This is a genomic window from Shewanella sp. P1-14-1, assembly GCF_001401775.1.
GTDB classification, from domain to species: domain Bacteria; phylum Pseudomonadota; class Gammaproteobacteria; order Enterobacterales; family Shewanellaceae; genus Shewanella; species Shewanella japonica.
Map to the genome: position 1 here is coordinate 1 of NZ_LKTL01000042.1, position 17998 is coordinate 17998.

Genomic DNA, 17998 nt, shown 5'->3' on the forward strand with positions numbered 1-17998 from the left:
ACATATGGACTCTCCTTGATTGAATGTTTGCACTTTCAATATGGCACATAGTGGCCATTTGGTAAGGGGAGTCCATATCATTCGTTATAAGTCACGAAGGAATCGTTGTGAAATCTGAAATTGAAGCATGGATTAAGCAAATACAAGAACGCCCTGATGTAGTAGCTATAAACATCGGTTTATTCCAATCTGAAAAAGGCTTTCAAGCTTACCTTATAGGCTCAAACGAATATGATCCTGAAGATGACGATTGGGCTTGTAACGAGGACTTCGTTCCAACTACAAAGTACATCGACTTATCATGCTCTCAGAATGTTAACTGGGAAAGTTTACAGCCTGATGTAGTGAATATAATAAAGGGATTACTTTCGTCTAATTCGTCAACTATTTTAAATCATGTTCCTAATGTTACAGTTGGGTTTGATGATGCTGAACTGGTTAGTGTAAAGTGACTTATAACAAGCTAATAAACAAGGACAAAAAACAGTTTGCTGTTTTCGTACTTCAACATTTTAGCAAACAATTTTTTGCCCATTATTAGGGCGTTATGTTTAAGGGCTAGTTTAGGTGAAATTAATCGGCAGTAAAGCAGAGCGAGAGTTTAGAGAAGAACTAATAAACTCAAACGTTTCCTTAAATACTGATGGTAAGCGTTTAAATTACATACTGAAAAATGCTGGTTACGATGTATCAAATAGTTACGTGTTAAATTACATTCCTGAGCAATGTGAAGATATATATGTTTTACTAATTTCTGGCTCATATGTATTACACGTAGAAGTTGATAAATTTGATTCTCAAGTAGAACCAGCTTTTGAACGTGTTGAGCTTAATGACTATTTGCACAGTTTAAGTAAAAAACATCAAATACAAATGGCTGTAGCAATGGACTTGGTAAAAACTTAAACATAACACATATGAGCCTTCCGCCAGTCAATAGGCGAGCCTAACTTATTTGACTGCTTTTGCAGTCAAATTAAAATCAATCAACAAATTCATCTACTTCGTCTGTCATTTAGCTGTCAAATCATCGTTTACAGCAAACACATATAGAGGCTCTCTTAGTGCGATCTTATCGCTGCCTGACGCTTTTCAATCCTTTGAAATATCAGGGGCACTAGACATTTATCGGTTAACCCTAAGATGGCACTATTCAAGTCAGAGGTGCTTTGTGCACAGTTAGTTTCAGGCTCATTTAAGGTGTAATGGTCTGATCATACAAGACACTGCTTATTGTCATTGCTCTAGTCGCATTGATAAATAATGGCTGGCTTATGTTTTATATCTAAAAACTATAGTTGAACGTTACCTCTAGCCCTGTTGTTGAACTGCCTTTTTTCTGTGCAATTTTTTTAACATTAGAGTATAACCATCGTTGTAGGTTTTCTATGCTACCTGCTAAGAATAGCTCCTTGTTGGGGCATGATTTAACTTGGATATTAGTTGGTTTAGCACCAGATTCAGTATCCTTTAGGTCGAATGAAAGTGTGCACTTACTCGTAATGTTTTCCTTTATTGCAAATGATGGGTACTTGGGTTTTATCATTATTAGGGGGTTAAAGTCATGGTTTAACTTAATACTTGGGACTATTGAGCTTTGAATTTCGCTAAAATTATCCTCTACACTCCAAATGACCATTCCTGAAGACGTAACTATAGGTTTTATCATGTAAAGACGACCTTTCTGGGCATAGAAAGATAAAGAGGTGTAACCCTCTTTATCATTGTTTTCTAATAAATATTGATCTTTTGTGGCTATGAGGTAAGTAAAGTTTACGCTGTAAAAACCAGGCCTTAAGTTATTATATTTTTTCTTGTAATCCTCCATATTCTTATCTCTTATATTATTTATAATAGCTATAAATGCTGGTTTTTCCCCTTCAGCTTTATCTTCTGAAATAATTTTTATGCTAGCAGAGTTTATATGGAAGGAACTTTTTTCATCGCTGGGGTCAGAGGTTGATGTGCAGGCTGACAAAAACGTAAGGCAAGCAATTGATAATATATAGATGTATTTCATATAAATCCCTTTATGTATGTTTCGAGTGCTTTACAGAGGCGAATATATACAATATTAATCGATAGGTATAGGTACAAGACAATTGGGCAGCCATACGCTCAATAATGGTTTGTAAGTATTCTTGCAAGACAATCTGTTGACTAGGATGCGGCAAGATAAGCTCAGTGAGCCAACGCAAATGTTTCAGCGACCAATTGGCAGTGCCTCTGTAGTTGATGTTGTTTCTGAGTTGCAGTGCTTTTAGTTGGTATTTGGCATCTTTTAAGTCCTTCATCGCCGTTTCTCGTGCCCGAGATAAGTCCCTAATGGCTTCATCTTCAGGCTCTGGGACATAGATAGCGGTGAGGTCTTCAGATTTCAGTAGCTTGGCTAATTTAAGCGCATCACGTTTGTCTGTTTTAACCTTCTCACCAGGCTTTTGGGGTATTAGCGAAGGCGCAATGACATAGCAGCAATGACCCAAACTCGTGAGCAGTCGATAAATCCAATAGCCACATGGGCCAGCCTCATAAACGAAATGCAGAGTGGCCGTTGGATACTTGGATTTGGAACTGCCTAGCAAGTTTGGTTATAGAGGCTTTAGCGCTTGAAACTCGTCCAAAATGAATAGCTTGGGCACCACGTTGTTCTTCAATGTAGGCCACTTCAACAAATTCTTTATGAGTATCTAGGCCAATAAAAAGTATGTTATGTTTAGTCATGCTGATCTCCGATTTAGTTTCTTTAACAAAACTATTATGGCTCTGGCTTTCAGCTAACCCACGATTAATTGGAGATCAGTATCTTTAGTGGGGAGTCATTATGTCTAGGTGACTATGATTGATTCTATTTATGGCATCTGGTTGGAATTTACTTTAGTAATAGTTTTAATAGGGATTATCACTCCAATATTTGGTGTTTTTAGAGAGCGTAATCATTCTTTAAGCCGACTAGGATACCTAGCTTTATTACAAGTAATCTTGTTTGTTCTAGGGTTTTCTAGTGTGATTTCGTATTCTAGAAATTTACCAGTTACTGCAATTGCAGTAATAGCAGCTTCATGTTTGTTAGTGCACAACTTCACTACTAAAGTTAAAGGGTGGCAAGTTAATACATTGTATTTGTTCCCGACTTTAATGCTGATGGCAGTTGTTCTTAACTACTTTTCCAGTGATTTATTTTTTTCCATCCTTAGTGTTGGTATAGGGTAATCATCTAACAAGCATCTAAATGAAGACTTCCCAAGGCTATCATGCCATTTGCTGGGCAAATCGCACGCCAGCACATATATCATTAATTAACAGGGCGTTAAGTTGTCTATGTCTTTCTAGACTTTTGCACATGGAGTGGAATAATTTAAGATGGGGTATATAAAAAAGTACTTCTGGCTCTTTGGCCTTTTTTCAGGTTTAGTTGTATCTCTATCAGTGACTTTAGTCATTGTGATTTGGGAGTTACTAGAAAATCCCGGAGGGATATTTCGCGTGGAAAATGGAATAAATTGGAGGTTTGTTTATGATACTGCTGAGAGCTGGTTTATTCCGACTTTCATTTATGTTGTACTTATAGCTTCAGCCACTCATTTGATCGTGACTCTTGTCAATTGGCTCAGAAAGGCCCGTAGTAAAGGCAAACTTAACAAGAGACTACGGAATCAATAGCTAATTTCATACTTTGGCGCTTCCCACATCACACCATCCTTTAGCATCGCATTTACTGTGATGATCCTCTTTCTTATTCAAACAATAATGGCTACTTTTGGGGCCCGGTATCTACTATTTGGGGTTCCCTGCATCTACTAATAGTTGATAGGTATCTTTAATAACAGGATTTAATTGAATGCCTCACAATCGCATTAAATCCTATCTATTACACATTTGTAGGGGGACAAGATCAAAAAAGCCTAACGCATTAACGTTAGGCTTTTGGAGGAGGGGTCATGTCGAGCAATTACTCTTAACTAAACACTTTTAACTAGTCACGCTTTACTCGTCAGAAAAGGTGCTCCAAATAGGCGCGTGATCTGATGGCTTTTCGATGCCACGTAAATCGTAATCAACATCAGATTCGGTTAAGCGTGGTAACAATGACTTGGTCACCATGACTACATCAATACGTAGACCTCGGTTATCGTCAAAACCTTTACTGCGGTAATCAAACCACGAGTAACGTTCAGTGCGCTCAGGGTGTAACTCTCGGAAGCTATCGACTAAGCCCCAGTCTTTTAAACGTTGCAGCCATTCACGTTCTTCTGGTTGGAAACTACATTTACCGGTTTTAAGCCAGCGTTTAGCGTTAACGTCACCAATACCGATATCTAAATCCACTGGTGAGATGTTGATATCACCAATAATGGCAATGTCTTCATCTGGGGTGTGGTTGTCAGCAAGGTGCTGCATTAAGTCTTGGTAGAACTTGCGCTTAGCTGGGTATTTGGTTTCGTGACTGATGTTTTCACCTTGTGGGAAATAACCATTCATTACGGTAATAATGCGGCCATTAGCCTGTTTGAATTTACCCATTATCATTCGGCGCTGGGCATCTTCACCGTCATCTTTAAAGCCTTTAATGACTTCGATTGGCTCGGCCTTTGATAGCATAGCAACACCGTAATGGGCTTTACCGCCATGGTAATGTACGTGATAACCCATGGCTTCAACGTCAGCGACGGGGAAAGCTTCATCATGTACTTTGGTTTCTTGCAAACCGATAACGTCTGGCTGGTGGCTATCAATTAATGCTTGCAGTTGATGTAAGCGCGCACGAATACCATTGATGTTAAATGAGACAATTTTCATTACACAAGTACTCGCTTAAAAGGTTTAACAATAACGTTCGCATACACACCCGCTTCGATGTATGGGTCTTGGTCTGCCCATGCTTTTGCTGTTGCTAATGAGTCAAATTCTGCTACCACAAGCGACCCTGTAAATCCCGCTTCTGCTGGCTCTTCACTGTCAATTGCAGGATGTGGTCCAGCAACTAATAGACGCCCTTCAGCGGCTAATGCTTCTAACCTTGCAAGGTGAGCAGGGCGTGCACTCATGCGTTTTTCTAGACTGTTTTCTACATCTTGTGACGAAATCATGTACCACATAGATAAGTTCCTTGAATTATTTTATTTGTTCCGATTCATCGTGTTCCATGTGCTTGTATAAATACATCACAGTAACCACGGTATTAACTAATGTCAGGGCCGTTAAGCCAAATACTTTAAAGTTTACCCAGGTTTCTAGGGGCAAGCTAAAGGCAATGTAGATGTTACCTAGACCACAAGCGACGAAAAATGCTACCCAGTACCAGGTTACATTTGCCCAAATTTTGTCGGGGCATTTCATTTCTTTGCCGAGCATACTTTTTAAAATAGGTTTGCCGATGAGCTGGCTAACTAATAACGCTATAGCAAAGAAGGCATAAACAATGGTGACTTTCCATTTGATGAAGGCATCATCATGGAAAATTAACGTCAAGGTGCCAAAAAAGGTCACCATTGCAAAGGTGATTAGATGCATTTTTTCAACTTGCTTGTATAGGATATAGCTGACAATAAGTTGCACAGCTGTCGCAGCGATAAGTGCGCCTGTTGCTGTATAAATGTCATAAAATTTATAGATGGCAAAAAAGATGACCAACGGAAGAAAATCAAGCAATTGTTTCATATGATGCTAAGGCCTAAATAAGTCAATTTACAAACTAATATTGCTCCCCACTGATAGAACAGGGTTTTATATTAATCATAGTGAAAATAGTAAGCTCAGAGTCTAGCATGGCTGCTAGGTTGATATGAAGGGCTTCAAGTCTGTGTTTGGCGGTTTTACCTTGATTGTGGGTTAATAAAAGTTCATAAACATCAAAACAAAATGCCACTCGGTTGAGTGGCATCTTTAGTCTTAATTTAAGCTTAACTTTTCCGCAGTAAAACCATTATTTATGACTTGTGTGTTGCCGCTTTCATATTGCGAGTAAATTCGCCGAGTTCACTTAATAAAGCTTTTTCATCGTCTTTATTTCGCTCAATGATTTTGACAACTGCTGAGCCAGATATCGCACCAGCAGCGCCTGCATTAATGGCTTCGCTTACTTGTTGTGGTTCGGCGATACCAAAACCTAATAACGGAGGCGGCGCATCAAACTCGGCAAGCTTGGCAAGGATTTCATTAATTGGCTGACCTGCTTTTGACTCCGTACCTGTTACACCTGCACGTGACAACAAGTAGGTATAACCTTGGCCATGCTCACTCACCATTTTTAAGGTGTCGCTGTCCGCATTCGGCGGCGCAATGAAGATTGGGGCAACCCCATGTTTGTGCGCTGCTTCGCTAAATGGCGCAGATTCTTCAACTGGCACGTCGGCAATCAATACTGAATCGACACCAGCTTGTTTTGCTTTTGCGTAGAATTCGTCGATGCCATTAGCAAAGACTAAGTTGGCATATAACAGCAAACCAATCGGCATTTCTGGATATAACTCTCGGACTTGCGACAGAAGTGAGAAACAATCAGCAACCGTTGTGCCTGACTCTAGCGCACGTAAGTTAGCACCTTGAATAACAGGGCCATCTGCTAGTGGATCTGAAAATGGGAAGCCAAGTTCAAGGGCATCTGCGCCATTATCCACTAGGGTTTTAATGATCTTTAAAGATAGGCCAACACTCGGGTCGCCTAAGGTGACAAATGGTACAAATGCACCTTGTTGTTTTTGCGCTAATTGGTCAAAAGCGGCTTGATAACGAGTAGTCATAATAAGTCCTTATTTCGCCGCTTCAGCTGAGGCTTTTTGTTCTAAGATGTCAGAGACGGTAAAGATATCTTTATCGCCACGCCCTGATAAGTTAACCACCAGAATTGTTTCTTTAGTGGCTTCCTTTGCCATTTTCACTGCATAAGCAATGGCATGGGCAGATTCAAGCGCAGGAATAATCCCTTCTGAGCGAGCAAGCAGTTGGAAGCACTCTAAGGCTTCATCATCGGTTGCTGATTCATAACGTGCGCGACCAGTGGCATTCAAATAAGCGTGCTGCGGCCCCACTGATGGAAAGTCCAAACCTGCAGAAACTGAGTATGATTCTTCAATTTGACCGTCAGTATCTTGCATCAGCGGCGCTTTCATACCAAAGAAAATACCGGTTTTACCGTGTTTTAATGGTGCACCATGTTGTGGGGTATCAATGCCTTTACCTGCGGGTTCGACACCGATTAACTCAACGTCTGTTTCTTCAATAAAGTCTGCAAACATACCAATTGCATTTGAGCCCCCACCAACACAAGCAATGACAGCGTCAGGTAAACGACCCTCTTTTTCAATAATTTGCTTTTTGGTTTCTTCACCAATCATGCGTTGAAATTCACGCACGATTGTCGGAAATGGATGCGGCCCAGCTGCAGTGCCAAGTAAGTAATGCGCTTTGTCATAACTTGCTGACCAGTCACGCATAGCTTCATTACACGCATCTTTAAGGGTTGCAGAACCAGATGTAACAGGGATCACTTCAGCGCCCATCAATTTCATTCTGAATACGTTTGGTGATTGACGCTCTACATCTTTAGCGCCCATGTAAACCTTACATTTAAGATCTAGCAGTGCACAGGCAAGTGCCGTTGCAACGCCGTGCTGTCCAGCGCCTGTTTCTGCAATGATTTCTTTTTTGCCCATACGCTTAGCCAGCAATGCTTGACCTAACACTTGGTTAGTTTTGTGCGCGCCACCATGGAGTAAATCTTCACGTTTTAGATAGATTTTAACCATAGGGTTAGGGCTTAAGTTACGGGTTAAGGTTAATGCGGTAGGGCGACCGGCATAGTTTTTCAGTAACTCAGTAAATTCTTTTTGAAACTCAGGATCTTCTTGGGCGTCAACAAATGCGGTTTCTAGCTGCTTTAACGCTGGAACTAAAATTTGCGGGACATACATGCCGCCATATTCGCCAAAATAAGGGTCAAGCTTAAGCTTTGTCATTGGGTCTTCCTTATCAAATTTAGGTGAAATATCCATATTGGCTATTTCGTAATATTGTTAACTGTTTGATGCCAGGGCTACTCTGAGCCATGGTGATTAATTTTTTCTGATTGCGGCAAATGCCAAAGCAATTTTTTGCGCATCTTTAATGCCTGGTGCTGACTCAACACCAGAGTTGAGATCTAATCCGTAAAAACCTTGCTGGTTAGCATCAAATGCGTTTTCAGGTGTTAGGCCACCTGCAAGCATGCTGTTTTCTCGTTCTGAAGAAGTCATAGCAGAAGTGTCGAGTAACGATTGCCAGTTAAAGGTTTCGCCAGTGCCGCCAAATCCAGTGATATTTTTGCTATCGAATAAGTAACGATCGCCCCCTTGTGGTTTGTCGCCAAGGGTATTGGTTTTACTGTCTACACTCACGGCTTTCCAAATTTGACAGTCCAGTTGCGCATCGTTAAGTAACTGTTTCAGCTCATTGATTTCAGTGGTTGACTCGTTACCGTGTAACTGCACCACTGATAATCCTACCGCCTTTACTGTAGCCACAATGTCTGAATTAGCTGCGTTAACAAAGACACCGACAAAATGTAAGCCGACTTGTGCTTGCTGACTTTGTTTAACTAACTCTGCAGCTTGCTCAACATTGACACTGCGTGGCGATGCTGGATGGAAAATTAAACCGCCGAATACAGCACCTGAATTTGCTACCGCTTCGATGTCTTCGATACGCGTTAAGCCGCAAACTTTGTTATTGCCAAAAATCAGTTGACGACAAGCAAGGCCGATATCGTCTTGCGCCATGATAGAGCTGCCCACAAGGTAGCCATCTACTAACGGGTTTAAGCGCTTAACCTGCTGATTATTATAAATGCCTGACTCACTGATAATGACTCTGTCAGTTGGAATTTGCGGCGCTAAAGCTTCAGTGGTGGCTAAATCGGTACTTAAGTCACGTAAGTTGCGGTTGTTAATACCCACAATACGCGCATTAAGATCAATGGCGCGTTCCAGTTCTTCTTGGTTACTGACTTCGGTTAAGGCATCTAAATTGTATTTATCCGCTTCTGCAGACAGTAATTTGTATTGCTCATCATCAAGGACAGACAGCATCAACAATACAGCATCGGCGCCTTGATGGGCTGCCAGTTTGATTTGATATGGGTCGACAAAGAAGTCTTTACACAAGATAGGCTGAGAGACTCGAGCCCGCACAAGTGGAATGTAATCAATATCGCCTTGGAAGAACTGCTCGTCAGTTAACACTGAAATCCCAGCGGCGTACTTACCATAAATATCAGCGATGGCTTCGACATCAAAATCTGGGCGAATAAGACCTTTTGAAGGACTGGCTTTTTTGCATTCAAAAATGTATCCCGCATTAGGGGCTTTAAGAGCGTCAAATAGACTGCGGTCTGATATTTTAGGTTGCAGAGTAGCTTCTGGGTAACGCTGCTTTAATGAAGCAATATGCGCGACTTTAGTATCAACAATTTTGGTTAATACATTGGATTCTGTCGCTGTGCGATTAACAACTTCAGGCATGATTAAGATTCCTCTTGCTGGCTTGCTTCAGCAAGTTGCGTTAATACGGCGTAAGCTTTGCCGCTATTGATGGTTTCAAGGGCAAGTTGAGTCCCTTGCTGCACAGAGTCGCACACACCACTGACATACAAGGCACAACCTGCATTGATGGCAACGGCATCTCGGTGGGCTGGTTGACCTTCACCTTTCAATATCGCTTGTGTAATCAGCGCATTATCACTTGGCTCTCCCCCTTCTAGTGCCGATATCGGTGCAGGTTCTACGCCTAAATCGTGTGGGTTAAGTTTGTAAAAACGAATTTGCCCATCATTAAGCTCTGCAACTTGGGTTTCGCCATGTAAGGCGACCTCATCCAGTCCGCTGCCATAAACCACCATGGCACGTTTAACACCGAGTGCATTAAGCACGTTCACGATCGGAGCGATTAATTTAGGTGAGTATACGCCCAGCAGCATTGACTCTGGCTTGGCTGGATTGATTAACGGGCCAAGGATATTAAAGATAGTACGGGTTTTCAGAGCTTGTCTTACTGGTACAGCATGACGTACGCCTGCATGGTAGTGTGGCGCGAATAAAAAACATAGACCAAAATCTTCGATACATCGACTAGCGGCTTCTGGTGTCATGGTTAAGCCGATGCCGCAATGTGACAACACATCCGATGCGCCAGATTTACTGGATACGCCACGATTACCATGCTTAGCGACTTTGGCGCCAGCTGCAGCTGCGACGAAAGAGGCCGTTGTTGAGATATTAATGGTGTTATGACCGTCACCACCCGTACCAACAATATCAACCACCCCAGTAGCGAGCGACTTCGCGCTACGAGGAAATGGTTTTGCAGCTTGACGAAGGGCATCTGCAGCGCCTGTAATTTCTTCAATCGTTTCGCCGCGCATTTTAAGGGCAACAAGCATACCAGCCATGGCAACAGGATCCATTTCACCTTCGACAATAGCACTGAATAATTGTGCACTTTGTTCACGGGTAAGGGCGTTACCTTGATAAAGAGAGTCTAATAGTGGTTGAAGCTGAGACATTATAAGGCTCCTTTAGGGCTATTGTTGCTTTCAATTGTGTGGGTGAGGTAAGTCAGGGTTTGCGTCAGTAGCGTACTGCCAAGCGTGGTTAAAATTGATTCAGGATGAAACTGAAAACCAACCGCTTTATCTTGTGGGTGAATCACAGCCATTGGCATGTCTTCAGTGGTCGCAATGACAGACAAACAATCGGGGACTTGGGTAGCGACTAGGCTGTGGTAACGAGCCACTGGCAGTGGAGAAGGCAAGTTTGCAAATACACCTTCGCCATTATGAATTGTAGGGCTGGCTTTACCGTGAACGACAAATGGTGCACGTTCAACTTTACCGCCGTAATATTCGACCATTGCTTGATGCCCTAAACAAATGCCTAACATAGGCACTTTGCCAGCAACTTTTGCAATTAACTCCATCATGCAGCCAGCTTCATGTGGTGCGCCAGGGCCAGGTGATAATACTAATGCTGCTTGGCCTTGCTCTGCTATCAGTTTTTCAGCTAAATAATCGGCACTGACATCATTACGGTAAATAAGTACTTCAAATCCTAAGCTACGAAATTGATCCACTAAGTTGTAGGTGAATGAGTCAAAGTTATCTAATAGATACAGCTTCATATTGCTAATGCTCATATTATTCGTGTTCATCTTATTAGCGCTTGCTTGTTGAGTGCTCATAGTCCACCGCCCATTTTTATCGCTGAAATCACGGCTTGTGCTTTTTGGCGGGTTTCGTCAGCTTCGGCTTGTGGGTCAGAATCAAATACCACACCAGCACCAGCTTGAATAAAGGCCACATCATTTTTAACGAAAGCAGAGCGAATGACGATACAGGTATCCATATCACCTAGGCCGTTAATGTATCCTACAGCGCCACCATAACTGCCGCGGCGAGCTTGCTCTGCTTCTCGCACAAGTTGGGATGCACGCACTTTAGGGGCGCCCACTAAGGTGCCCATGTTCATACAAGCTTGATAAGCATGCAGAGCATCTAAATCTTCTCGTAATTGCCCAGTCACACGGCTAACTAAATGCATAACATGTGAGTAGCGGTCAACTTTGAGCAATTCTGCCACTTTACGGCTGCCGCTTTGGCTGATCCGTGCAATGTCGTTTCGGGCTAAATCAACCAACATTAAATGCTCTGAGAGCTCTTTTTTATCAAGACGCAATTCAAGTTCAATACGACTGTCTAGATCATAGTCAATTTGGCCATCGACAGTTTTACCGCGCTTACGGGTACCTGCAATAGGATAAACTTCAACTTGATTACTGGCGGCATCATATTTAAGTGCGCTTTCAGGCGAAGCGCCAAATAAAGTGAAATCAGGTCCACGGAAATAAAACATATATGGACTAGGGTTGGTTAAACGCAGCGCTCGGTATGCCCCTAAAGTATTCGGGCAAGGTAAACTAAAGCTTCTTGAGGGAACAACTTGAAAAATATCGCCTGCAACAATGTGCTCTTTTAAATCTACAACCGTTTGCTTGAAAGTATCGTCACTGATATTGACGCGAGTTTCAGCGTCGATGGCAACTAATGGTTGAACGGGGGCAAGCGTTTGGCACTGCTGTTTAACATCGATTGCCCGCTGAGCAAGAGTTTTAGCGAATTGAGTATCGGTTGAAAATTGGTGAGTAATGATTTCTGCATCTTGTTGCTGATGATCAACCAATATCAAGGTTTCTGCGAGATAAAATAAGTAATCAGGACAATCGTTATCAGCATTGGGGACTTCAGGCAAAGGTTCAACGGTATCGATTAAATCGTAAGCTAAGACTCCACCTAAAAATAAATCTTCAAAAGCATCTTTTTTGTCGGTCTGAATGTGCTGAATAAACATTCTTAACCCATCAAGCGGCGAGGTAGACTTTAATCGTGCGTCTTCATCCTGTCGCTCTTGAGCCTTGGCAAGATGTACGGTGAGTACCTTGTCTTGCTGTTGCTGCTCACTTGATTTGAAAAAGGCACTGATAGGAGAAAGTAAGCTAGCACCATTATCGGTTAACGCGCTGAATGTAAGTTTATAGCCGTCACATCTAACCATCATCGCGGCGTGAGTGAGCACGATACTTTTTAAGTGATCTTTACTGTCGATTTCAGCAGACTCAAGCAACATGGTGTGCGGCGCATTGGCAGTAACATGTTGATAAAGACTAAGCGGATCAGCATGATATGCTAACGATTGTTTTTGTGTGACGACATGGGCAAACTGATGTTCCATAATGCTTATTGCGCCTCTCTCTGATATTGATTCTTCATACTCGATACTCTTTTTAAAGCAATTTCGTGCTTGGTTTGCGTTAGTTTTATTTCAGAGTGCAAGCCGTAAATAGCAAGAAAGCCCACATCTCTGCGGGCTTTCTAGTAAAATCTTGTGTTATTTAAATAACCACAACGCTTCACACCACCCGTTAATTTGGGAAGTGCCACCACCAATTGATGTTACGTGCGTTAAAGTTGGTCATGTAAATTAATTCTCTTGAATGTAGTCGTTATCTAAAAAGTTAGCAAAATGCGTTTGGCTAACGTATGCCTTATAGAAGACCTTAGCTGGCGTTTAATGTCAATTGAATATTTCTCAAATTTAGCTTTTTTTTATTCATTGAGGTCAAAGGGCCATCAATTTGCTGAATATGTAGCAAATAATCACGATAGGGTTAAGCTTTTCAACAAAGATTAAAGTACAATAACGTTATGATAACAGACACACTCTTGGCCGATCTTCATAGCCATACGACCGCATCTGACGGCGTACTTACTCCTTCTGAACTCGTTGAACGTGCCATCGAAAAGGGCGTTCAAATGCTCGCCATCACAGATCACGATACTGTGGCAGGACTTGCTGAAGCGCATCAATTTAACCAACAACATGAAACACCACTACAATTAATTGATGGTGTTGAAATTTCTACTCGATGGAACAACTTCGATATTCATATTGTTGGCTTAAATATGGATAAAGAAAACTCAATTTTACTGAACTTTTTAACTCGTCAACGTGAATTACGTGAAGAACGAGCCCAAGAAATTGGTAACCGTTTAGCCAAAGCCGGAATTGAAGGTGCCTATGATGGCGCTAAAAAGTTTGCCGCAGGCGCAGCTATTAGTCGCGGTCATTATGCTCGTTGGTTAGCAGAAAACGGCTATGCTAAAGATATGCCGAGTGTTTTTAAGCGCTATTTAGCGCGAGGTAAAACAGGTTATGTCCCCAATAATTGGGCTGACATGGCCAATGCGATTGACATTATTCATCAAACTGGTGGCGTAGCGGTATTGGCACACCCCAGTGGTTACAAGCTTTCAGCTAAATGGTTAAAGCGCTTAGTACGAGAGTATAAAGAGGCTGGTGGCGATGCCATGGAAGTGGTATTAGGCCAACAGAGCATTGATGATCGCGCTAACTTAGTCGCTTTAAGTCATTTGAACAACCTAGCGGGTTCAATTGGCAGTGATTTTCATTTCCCAAGCAATTGGATTGAGTTAGGCAAAAATTTATTCCAACCTGCTGGTGTGCAGTGGGTGTGGCAAACAGAATCTTGGACGGAGCGAACATGAGCCAATTTTTTTATATACATGACGAAAACCCGCAAGCAAGATTAATTAGCCAAGCGGTGAACATTTTAAAGCAAGGTGGGGTAATTGTTTACCCGACAGATTCAGGTTATGCACTGGGTTGTATGATTGGCGAAAAAGATGCCATGACCCGTATGGTGCGTATTCGTAAAATTGAAAATGATAATAACTTCTCACTAATGTGCCGAGATTTATCTGAATTGGCTAATTTTGCTCGTGTGGACAATCAAGCTTACCGATTACTGAAAAGCTGCACGCCAGGTCCATATACCTTTATCTTCAAAGCGAGTAAGGAAGTGCCGCGCCGTTTACAGTGCGATAAAAAGAAAACCATTGGTATTCGTGTGCCAAATAACTTAATTGCCTTGGCTTTATTAGAGGCGCTTGAAGCACCAATTATGTCGACCAGTTTAGTGATGCCTGATGAAGAGTTTGCAGAGTCAGATCCTGAACATATCCGAGATATATTAGAACACAGCGTAGACGCAATTATTCATGGTGGTTATTTAGCTGAAAACCAAACCACCGTGATTGATATGTCAGAAGGTGACATTGATATTATCCGTGAAGGTGCGGGTGATACGAGTTTATTTGAGTAAGTCTTTGTTGCAGGTGTTGATAGATGCCTGCGCTTGATGCTTGGTGTAATGCCACCGACAAGTGTTAGATTTTAGCCACAAGATTAATGGATAGTTGTTTCAACCCTAGCCAATAGTGCGTATAATCGCGCGTTTGGTAATTTCTAGCTTCAACAATATGCGCTAGTAGTAAGAGTCGCAGCGGCAAGTTTACTTTTAAATCGCTTAGCTGTTTTTATGTAACTCGCTGAAACTTATTACATTGAGAATATTAATAAAGGAATTGTTCAATGCAGGGGATACAAAAAAGTTTACCTCTTGCGATTGTACGCGGCGAAGCAATAGATGCAATGCCGACCGATTTGTTTATTCCGCCAGAAGCACTGGAAGTGTTTTTGGAGACCTTTGAAGGTCCTCTCGATTTATTATTGTACTTAATTCGCAAGCAAAAACTGGATGTTGTTGACCTGCCAATTGAAAAAATTACGACTCAATATTTAGTTTATATTGATATTTTGACTGAAGCACGCATAGAGCTCGCAGCTGATTATTTAGTTATGGCAGCAACCTTGGCAGAAATTAAGTCTCGACTCCTGTTACCTAAAGTCGCGACCACAGAGGAAGATGAAGAAGATCCTCGCGTGGTACTTATCCGCCAACTTAAAGCTTATGAAGTGATAAAGCAGGCAGCTGCTGACTTAGACGGTTTGCCGCGATTGGAACGAGATGTGTTTTTAGCACAAGCTAAAACAGCACCGAATATCAAGCCAGTCATCATGCCGCCAGAAGTATCGCTAGTTGACATTGCTCAAGCGTTTTCTGAAGTGTTAAAACGCATTGATGCGAACGAGCATCATCATGTTAAGCGTGAAGCATTATCGACACGCGAGAGAATGAGCCAAATATTAGCTAAACTTTCAACAGAACATTTTGTGCCATTTACTGATTTATTTGATGTCAGTGAAGGAAAGGCTGGTGTGGTAGTGAGTTTTTTAGCGTTAATGGAATTAGTCAAAGAGTTGTTGGTTGATTTAGTGCAAAACGAACCGTTAGCACCGATTTACGTTAAAGCGTTTTAACAACCAAGTGTTGATATGAGAAAGGACATCATGCAAATAAATGACATTCAATTAAAACAATTAATCGAAGCCAGTTTGTTTGTGATGGGTAAACCGTTAAGTATTAAAGCGATTAAAGAAACCGTTTTAGTCAAATTTGATGTATCACGAGTCAGAATTAAAAGCTGTCTTGATGAGTTACAGCAAGATTATCAAGAGCGTGGGGTACAACTGGTTGAAGTTGCCAGTGGTTATCGCTTTCAAACCCAAGAGTTGTTGAGTGAATTCTTACAACCTTTGTGGCAAGAGAAATCCCCTAAATACTCACGTGCGACGTTAGAAACCCTAGCGGTGATTGCTTATAAGCAGCCAGTAACGCGCGGTGATATTGAACATGTAAGAGGTGTGGCCGTCAGCAGCCACATAATAAAGAGTTTAGCTGATAGACATTGGGTAAAAACCGTTGGCCATAAAGAAGTGCCAGGGCGACCTGCATTATATGCAACCACGACAGAGTTTTTATCTTATTTTGGCTTAAAAACCTTAGCAGACTTACCGTCGCTAACGGATGATGAGTCATTGCAGGCGTTGTTTGAAAAGGTTTCATTAGCGCCACAACAAACAGAAGAGTCGAACTAGATGAGCGAAAAATTGCAGAAAGTCTTGGCCCGTGCAGGCCATGGCTCCCGTCGTGAGATGGAGGCATGGATTGCTGCAGGCCGTATTAGTGTAGACGGAGAAATTGCCAGTTTAGGTGATCGCGTTGAAGCAGATGCTAAAATACGCATTGATGGCCGTGCCATCGTTATCAAAACTGAAGATGATATTATTTGTCGCGTGTTGGCTTACCATAAGCCAGAAGGCGAGATTTGTAGTCGAAAAGATCCAGAAGGTAGACCAACCGTCTTTGATCGTTTACCTAAAATACGTGATTCACGTTGGGTTGCGGTAGGGCGTTTGGATATCAATACCTCAGGTCTATTATTATTCACATCTGATGGTGAATTAGCTAACCGTCTAATGCACCCTTCAAATGAAGTCGACCGTGAATATGCAGTGCGTACCTTTGGCGATGTGCCAGAAGCCGCTGTGCAGCGTCTTCGTAAAGGGGTGACTCTTGAAGATGGGCCAGCAAACTTTGATAGTATCAAACCTGCTGGTGGTGAAGGACTCAATAAATGGTGGCATGTGACTCTTAAAGAGGGGCGCAACCGTGAAGTCCGTCGTTTATGGGAATCTCAAGAGGTTCAGGTAAGCCGACTTATTCGTGTTCGTTATGGCATGGTTGAGTTACCAAAAGCCTTACCACGTGGTGGTTGGACAGAGCTGGATATGGAACAGGTTAACTACTTACGCCAGCTTGCGGGATTAGAGCCAGAAACACGTACTTTATTAGGCACTGATAAGCACAGTGTTGCACGTGCTAAAGTTAAAGGCGCGAAAATTCGCCGAGCAGTACGAAAGCACAAAACAACTGCTGCGCGTCCTAAATCGACTCGTCAACGTAGTTAAGCATCATTATTCAACGTGATGCAAGTCAACTAAACTCACGAATCAGAAAGGTCACCTAAGGTGGCCTTTTTTATTACTTCATTGCATGTCATTGTGAATGCTAGTTAGGGTTACTCAGATTTACTTGCCGCTTTCTTGAAACTGAGCATATCGCTAACTATAGTTTATTTGATGTTTTTTTAATCAGTTACATAAGTTTACTGTTGAAGGAGTATTAAATGAAAAAGTTACTTGTTGTAGCACTTGCTGGTTTATTGTTTAGCTGCGCATCTGCACCGTCATGGAAAGGTATGTCCGAGCGAGAAATTGCTGATTGGAAAGCGATTGGCTTTGATGCTGCTAAAGCTCAAACTTGGAGTAAGAGTGGTTTTAATGCTGAACAATCTCAGCAGTGGAGCAAAGCAAGTTTTGATGTTGAGTCTGCATCAGAGTGGTCAAAAGAGAAGTTTAACCCTGAAGAAGCACAAACATGGAAGCAAGCAGGCTTTAAACTGGATGATGCAATTGATGATCGTGCTAAAGGATTAACGCCCGTTAAAATGGAGAAGTAGCGCTATTTTTCGACGTTTAAGCGCAAATTGCTGCTCAAATAGCCAAATGAACGATTTATTTCAATTTCTACTTTACACACGTGAGGGAGATAGCTATTATCTCGCTCGTTCGGAGAGATGGCAGAGTGGTCGAATGCACCGGTCTTGAAAACCGGCATGGGTTTGTAGCCCATCTAGGGTTCAAATCCCTAT

Annotated in this window: 19 protein-coding genes and 2 pseudogenes; 9 read left to right on the forward strand and 12 right to left on the reverse strand. The window is 42.0% G+C overall.

Annotated features, from left to right (window positions below; all coding sequences use genetic code 11):
* Positions 1-107: 107 nt before the first annotated feature.
* A complete protein-coding gene (locus tag AN944_RS20120) occupies positions 108-452 on the forward strand; it encodes a hypothetical protein (protein ID WP_055026439.1) in 345 nt (114 codons plus the stop codon).
* Between the two features lie 115 nt (positions 453-567).
* A complete protein-coding gene (locus tag AN944_RS20125) occupies positions 568-906 on the forward strand; it encodes a hypothetical protein (RefSeq protein ID WP_055026440.1) in 339 nt (112 codons plus the stop codon).
* Positions 907-1285: 379 nt separating this feature from the next.
* Here the strand turns inward: AN944_RS20125 and AN944_RS20130 are convergent, their stop codons facing one another.
* Positions 1286-2020, reverse strand: coding sequence for a hypothetical protein (locus AN944_RS20130; RefSeq protein ID WP_055026441.1), 735 nt, complete (start codon positions 2018-2020; stop codon positions 1286-1288).
* Positions 2021-2111: 91 nt separating this feature from the next.
* Positions 2112-2721 (reverse strand): annotated as a pseudogene (locus tag AN944_RS20135) (transposase); the annotation flags it as partial.
* A gap of 114 nt (positions 2722-2835) precedes the next feature.
* On the opposite strand from AN944_RS20135, the gene AN944_RS20140 reads away from it, so the two are divergent.
* Positions 2836-3210, forward strand: coding sequence for a hypothetical protein (locus AN944_RS20140; RefSeq protein WP_055026442.1), 375 nt, complete (start codon positions 2836-2838; stop codon positions 3208-3210).
* A gap of 443 nt (positions 3211-3653) precedes the next feature.
* Here AN944_RS20140 and AN944_RS21925 read toward each other — a convergent pair.
* The 10 genes and pseudogenes from AN944_RS21925 to AN944_RS20195 form a co-directional block, all read right to left on the reverse strand.
* Positions 3654-3840: pseudogene (locus AN944_RS21925) on the reverse strand (hypothetical protein); the annotation flags it as partial.
* 144 nt (positions 3841-3984) lie between these two features.
* A complete protein-coding gene (gene xthA / locus AN944_RS20150) occupies positions 3985-4797 on the reverse strand; it encodes an exodeoxyribonuclease III (RefSeq protein WP_055026444.1) in 813 nt (270 codons plus the stop codon).
* Positions 4797-5096: a YciI family protein gene (locus AN944_RS20155; RefSeq protein WP_055026445.1), complete on the reverse strand. Its 300-nt coding sequence runs from the start codon at positions 5094-5096 to the stop codon at positions 4797-4799. Before AN944_RS20155 ends, xthA begins: the two co-directional genes overlap by 1 nt.
* 16 nt (positions 5097-5112) lie before the next feature.
* Entirely contained in the window at positions 5113-5658 is a 546-nt protein-coding gene (locus AN944_RS20160) for a septation protein A (RefSeq protein ID WP_055026446.1), read from the reverse strand.
* A gap of 269 nt (positions 5659-5927) precedes the next feature.
* Entirely contained in the window at positions 5928-6740 is an 813-nt protein-coding gene (trpA, locus tag AN944_RS20170; protein ID WP_055026448.1) for a tryptophan synthase subunit alpha, read from the reverse strand.
* Between the two features lie 9 nt (positions 6741-6749).
* Complete coding sequence (trpB, locus tag AN944_RS20175; RefSeq protein ID WP_055026449.1) at positions 6750-7955, reverse strand: tryptophan synthase subunit beta; 1206 nt, start codon at positions 7953-7955, stop codon at positions 6750-6752.
* Positions 7956-8051: 96 nt separating this feature from the next.
* Entirely contained in the window at positions 8052-9494 is a 1443-nt protein-coding gene (gene trpCF / locus AN944_RS20180) for a bifunctional indole-3-glycerol-phosphate synthase TrpC/phosphoribosylanthranilate isomerase TrpF (RefSeq protein WP_055026450.1), read from the reverse strand.
* A gap of 2 nt (positions 9495-9496) precedes the next feature.
* Positions 9497-10534, reverse strand: coding sequence for an anthranilate phosphoribosyltransferase (trpD, locus tag AN944_RS20185; RefSeq protein ID WP_055026451.1), 1038 nt, complete (start codon positions 10532-10534; stop codon positions 9497-9499).
* On the reverse strand, positions 10534-11148 hold the full coding sequence (locus AN944_RS20190; RefSeq protein WP_055026459.1) for an aminodeoxychorismate/anthranilate synthase component II: 615 nt from the start codon (positions 11146-11148) through the stop codon (positions 10534-10536). Before AN944_RS20190 ends, trpD begins: the two co-directional genes overlap by 1 nt.
* A 56-nt stretch (positions 11149-11204) precedes the next feature.
* On the reverse strand, positions 11205-12755 hold the full coding sequence (locus AN944_RS20195) for an anthranilate synthase component 1 (RefSeq protein WP_119969714.1): 1551 nt from the start codon (positions 12753-12755) through the stop codon (positions 11205-11207).
* 473 nt (positions 12756-13228) lie between these two features.
* Between AN944_RS20195 and rnm the strand changes: the two genes are divergently transcribed.
* The 6 genes from rnm (at position 13229) to AN944_RS20225 (ending at position 17806) form a co-directional block, all read left to right on the forward strand.
* The gene (gene rnm / locus AN944_RS20200; RefSeq protein ID WP_055026453.1) at positions 13229-14089 is read left to right on the forward strand and encodes an RNase RNM; all 861 of its coding nucleotides are present in this window, start codon (positions 13229-13231) and stop codon (positions 14087-14089) included.
* The gene (locus AN944_RS20205) at positions 14086-14706 is read left to right on the forward strand and encodes an L-threonylcarbamoyladenylate synthase (protein WP_055026454.1); all 621 of its coding nucleotides are present in this window, start codon (positions 14086-14088) and stop codon (positions 14704-14706) included. Before rnm ends, AN944_RS20205 begins: the two co-directional genes overlap by 4 nt.
* A 269-nt stretch (positions 14707-14975) precedes the next feature.
* A complete protein-coding gene (locus AN944_RS20210; protein ID WP_055026455.1) occupies positions 14976-15764 on the forward strand; it encodes a ScpA family protein in 789 nt (262 codons plus the stop codon).
* A 30-nt stretch (positions 15765-15794) separates the two neighbouring features.
* Positions 15795-16382: an SMC-Scp complex subunit ScpB gene (gene scpB, locus AN944_RS20215; RefSeq protein WP_055026456.1), complete on the forward strand. Its 588-nt coding sequence runs from the start codon at positions 15795-15797 to the stop codon at positions 16380-16382.
* Entirely contained in the window at positions 16383-17255 is an 873-nt protein-coding gene (rluB, locus tag AN944_RS20220) for a 23S rRNA pseudouridine(2605) synthase RluB (protein WP_055026457.1), read from the forward strand. It abuts the gene before it with no gap.
* 218 nt (positions 17256-17473) lie between these two features.
* Positions 17474-17806: a hypothetical protein gene (locus AN944_RS20225; RefSeq protein WP_055026458.1), complete on the forward strand. Its 333-nt coding sequence runs from the start codon at positions 17474-17476 to the stop codon at positions 17804-17806.
* Positions 17807-17998: the final 192 nt, after the last annotated feature.

Bases quoted from the DNA above. Each gene is read 5' to 3' on its own strand.
- AN944_RS20160 (WP_055026446.1), bottom strand. From the start codon at position 5,658: ATGAAACAATTGCTTGATTTTCTTCCGTTGGTCATCTTTTTTGCCATC.
- xthA (WP_055026444.1), bottom strand. From the start codon at position 4,797: ATGAAAATTGTCTCATTTAACATCAATGGTATTCGTGCGCGCTTACAT.
- scpB (WP_055026456.1), top strand. From the start codon at position 15,795: ATGCAAATAAATGACATTCAATTAAAACAATTAATCGAAGCCAGTTTG.
- AN944_RS20205 (WP_055026454.1), top strand. From the start codon at position 14,086: ATGAGCCAATTTTTTTATATACATGACGAAAACCCGCAAGCAAGATTA.
- trpD (WP_055026451.1), bottom strand. From the start codon at position 10,534: ATGTCTCAGCTTCAACCACTATTAGACTCTCTTTATCAAGGTAACGCC.
- rluB (WP_055026457.1), top strand. From the start codon at position 16,383: ATGAGCGAAAAATTGCAGAAAGTCTTGGCCCGTGCAGGCCATGGCTCC.
- AN944_RS20130 (WP_055026441.1), bottom strand. From the start codon at position 2,020: ATGAAATACATCTATATATTATCAATTGCTTGCCTTACGTTTTTGTCA.
- AN944_RS20195 (WP_119969714.1), bottom strand. From the start codon at position 12,755: ATGGAACATCAGTTTGCCCATGTCGTCACACAAAAACAATCGTTAGCA.
- trpA (WP_055026448.1), bottom strand. From the start codon at position 6,740: ATGACTACTCGTTATCAAGCCGCTTTTGACCAATTAGCGCAAAAACAA.
- AN944_RS20190 (WP_055026459.1), bottom strand. From the start codon at position 11,148: ATGAAGCTGTATCTATTAGATAACTTTGACTCATTCACCTACAACTTA.
- AN944_RS20225 (WP_055026458.1), top strand. From the start codon at position 17,474: ATGAAAAAGTTACTTGTTGTAGCACTTGCTGGTTTATTGTTTAGCTGC.
- trpB (WP_055026449.1), bottom strand. From the start codon at position 7,955: ATGACAAAGCTTAAGCTTGACCCTTATTTTGGCGAATATGGCGGCATG.
- AN944_RS20140 (WP_055026442.1), top strand. From the start codon at position 2,836: ATGATTGATTCTATTTATGGCATCTGGTTGGAATTTACTTTAGTAATA.
- AN944_RS20210 (WP_055026455.1), top strand. From the start codon at position 14,976: ATGCAGGGGATACAAAAAAGTTTACCTCTTGCGATTGTACGCGGCGAA.
- rnm (WP_055026453.1), top strand. From the start codon at position 13,229: ATGATAACAGACACACTCTTGGCCGATCTTCATAGCCATACGACCGCA.
- trpCF (WP_055026450.1), bottom strand. From the start codon at position 9,494: ATGCCTGAAGTTGTTAATCGCACAGCGACAGAATCCAATGTATTAACC.
- AN944_RS20155 (WP_055026445.1), bottom strand. From the start codon at position 5,096: ATGTGGTACATGATTTCGTCACAAGATGTAGAAAACAGTCTAGAAAAA.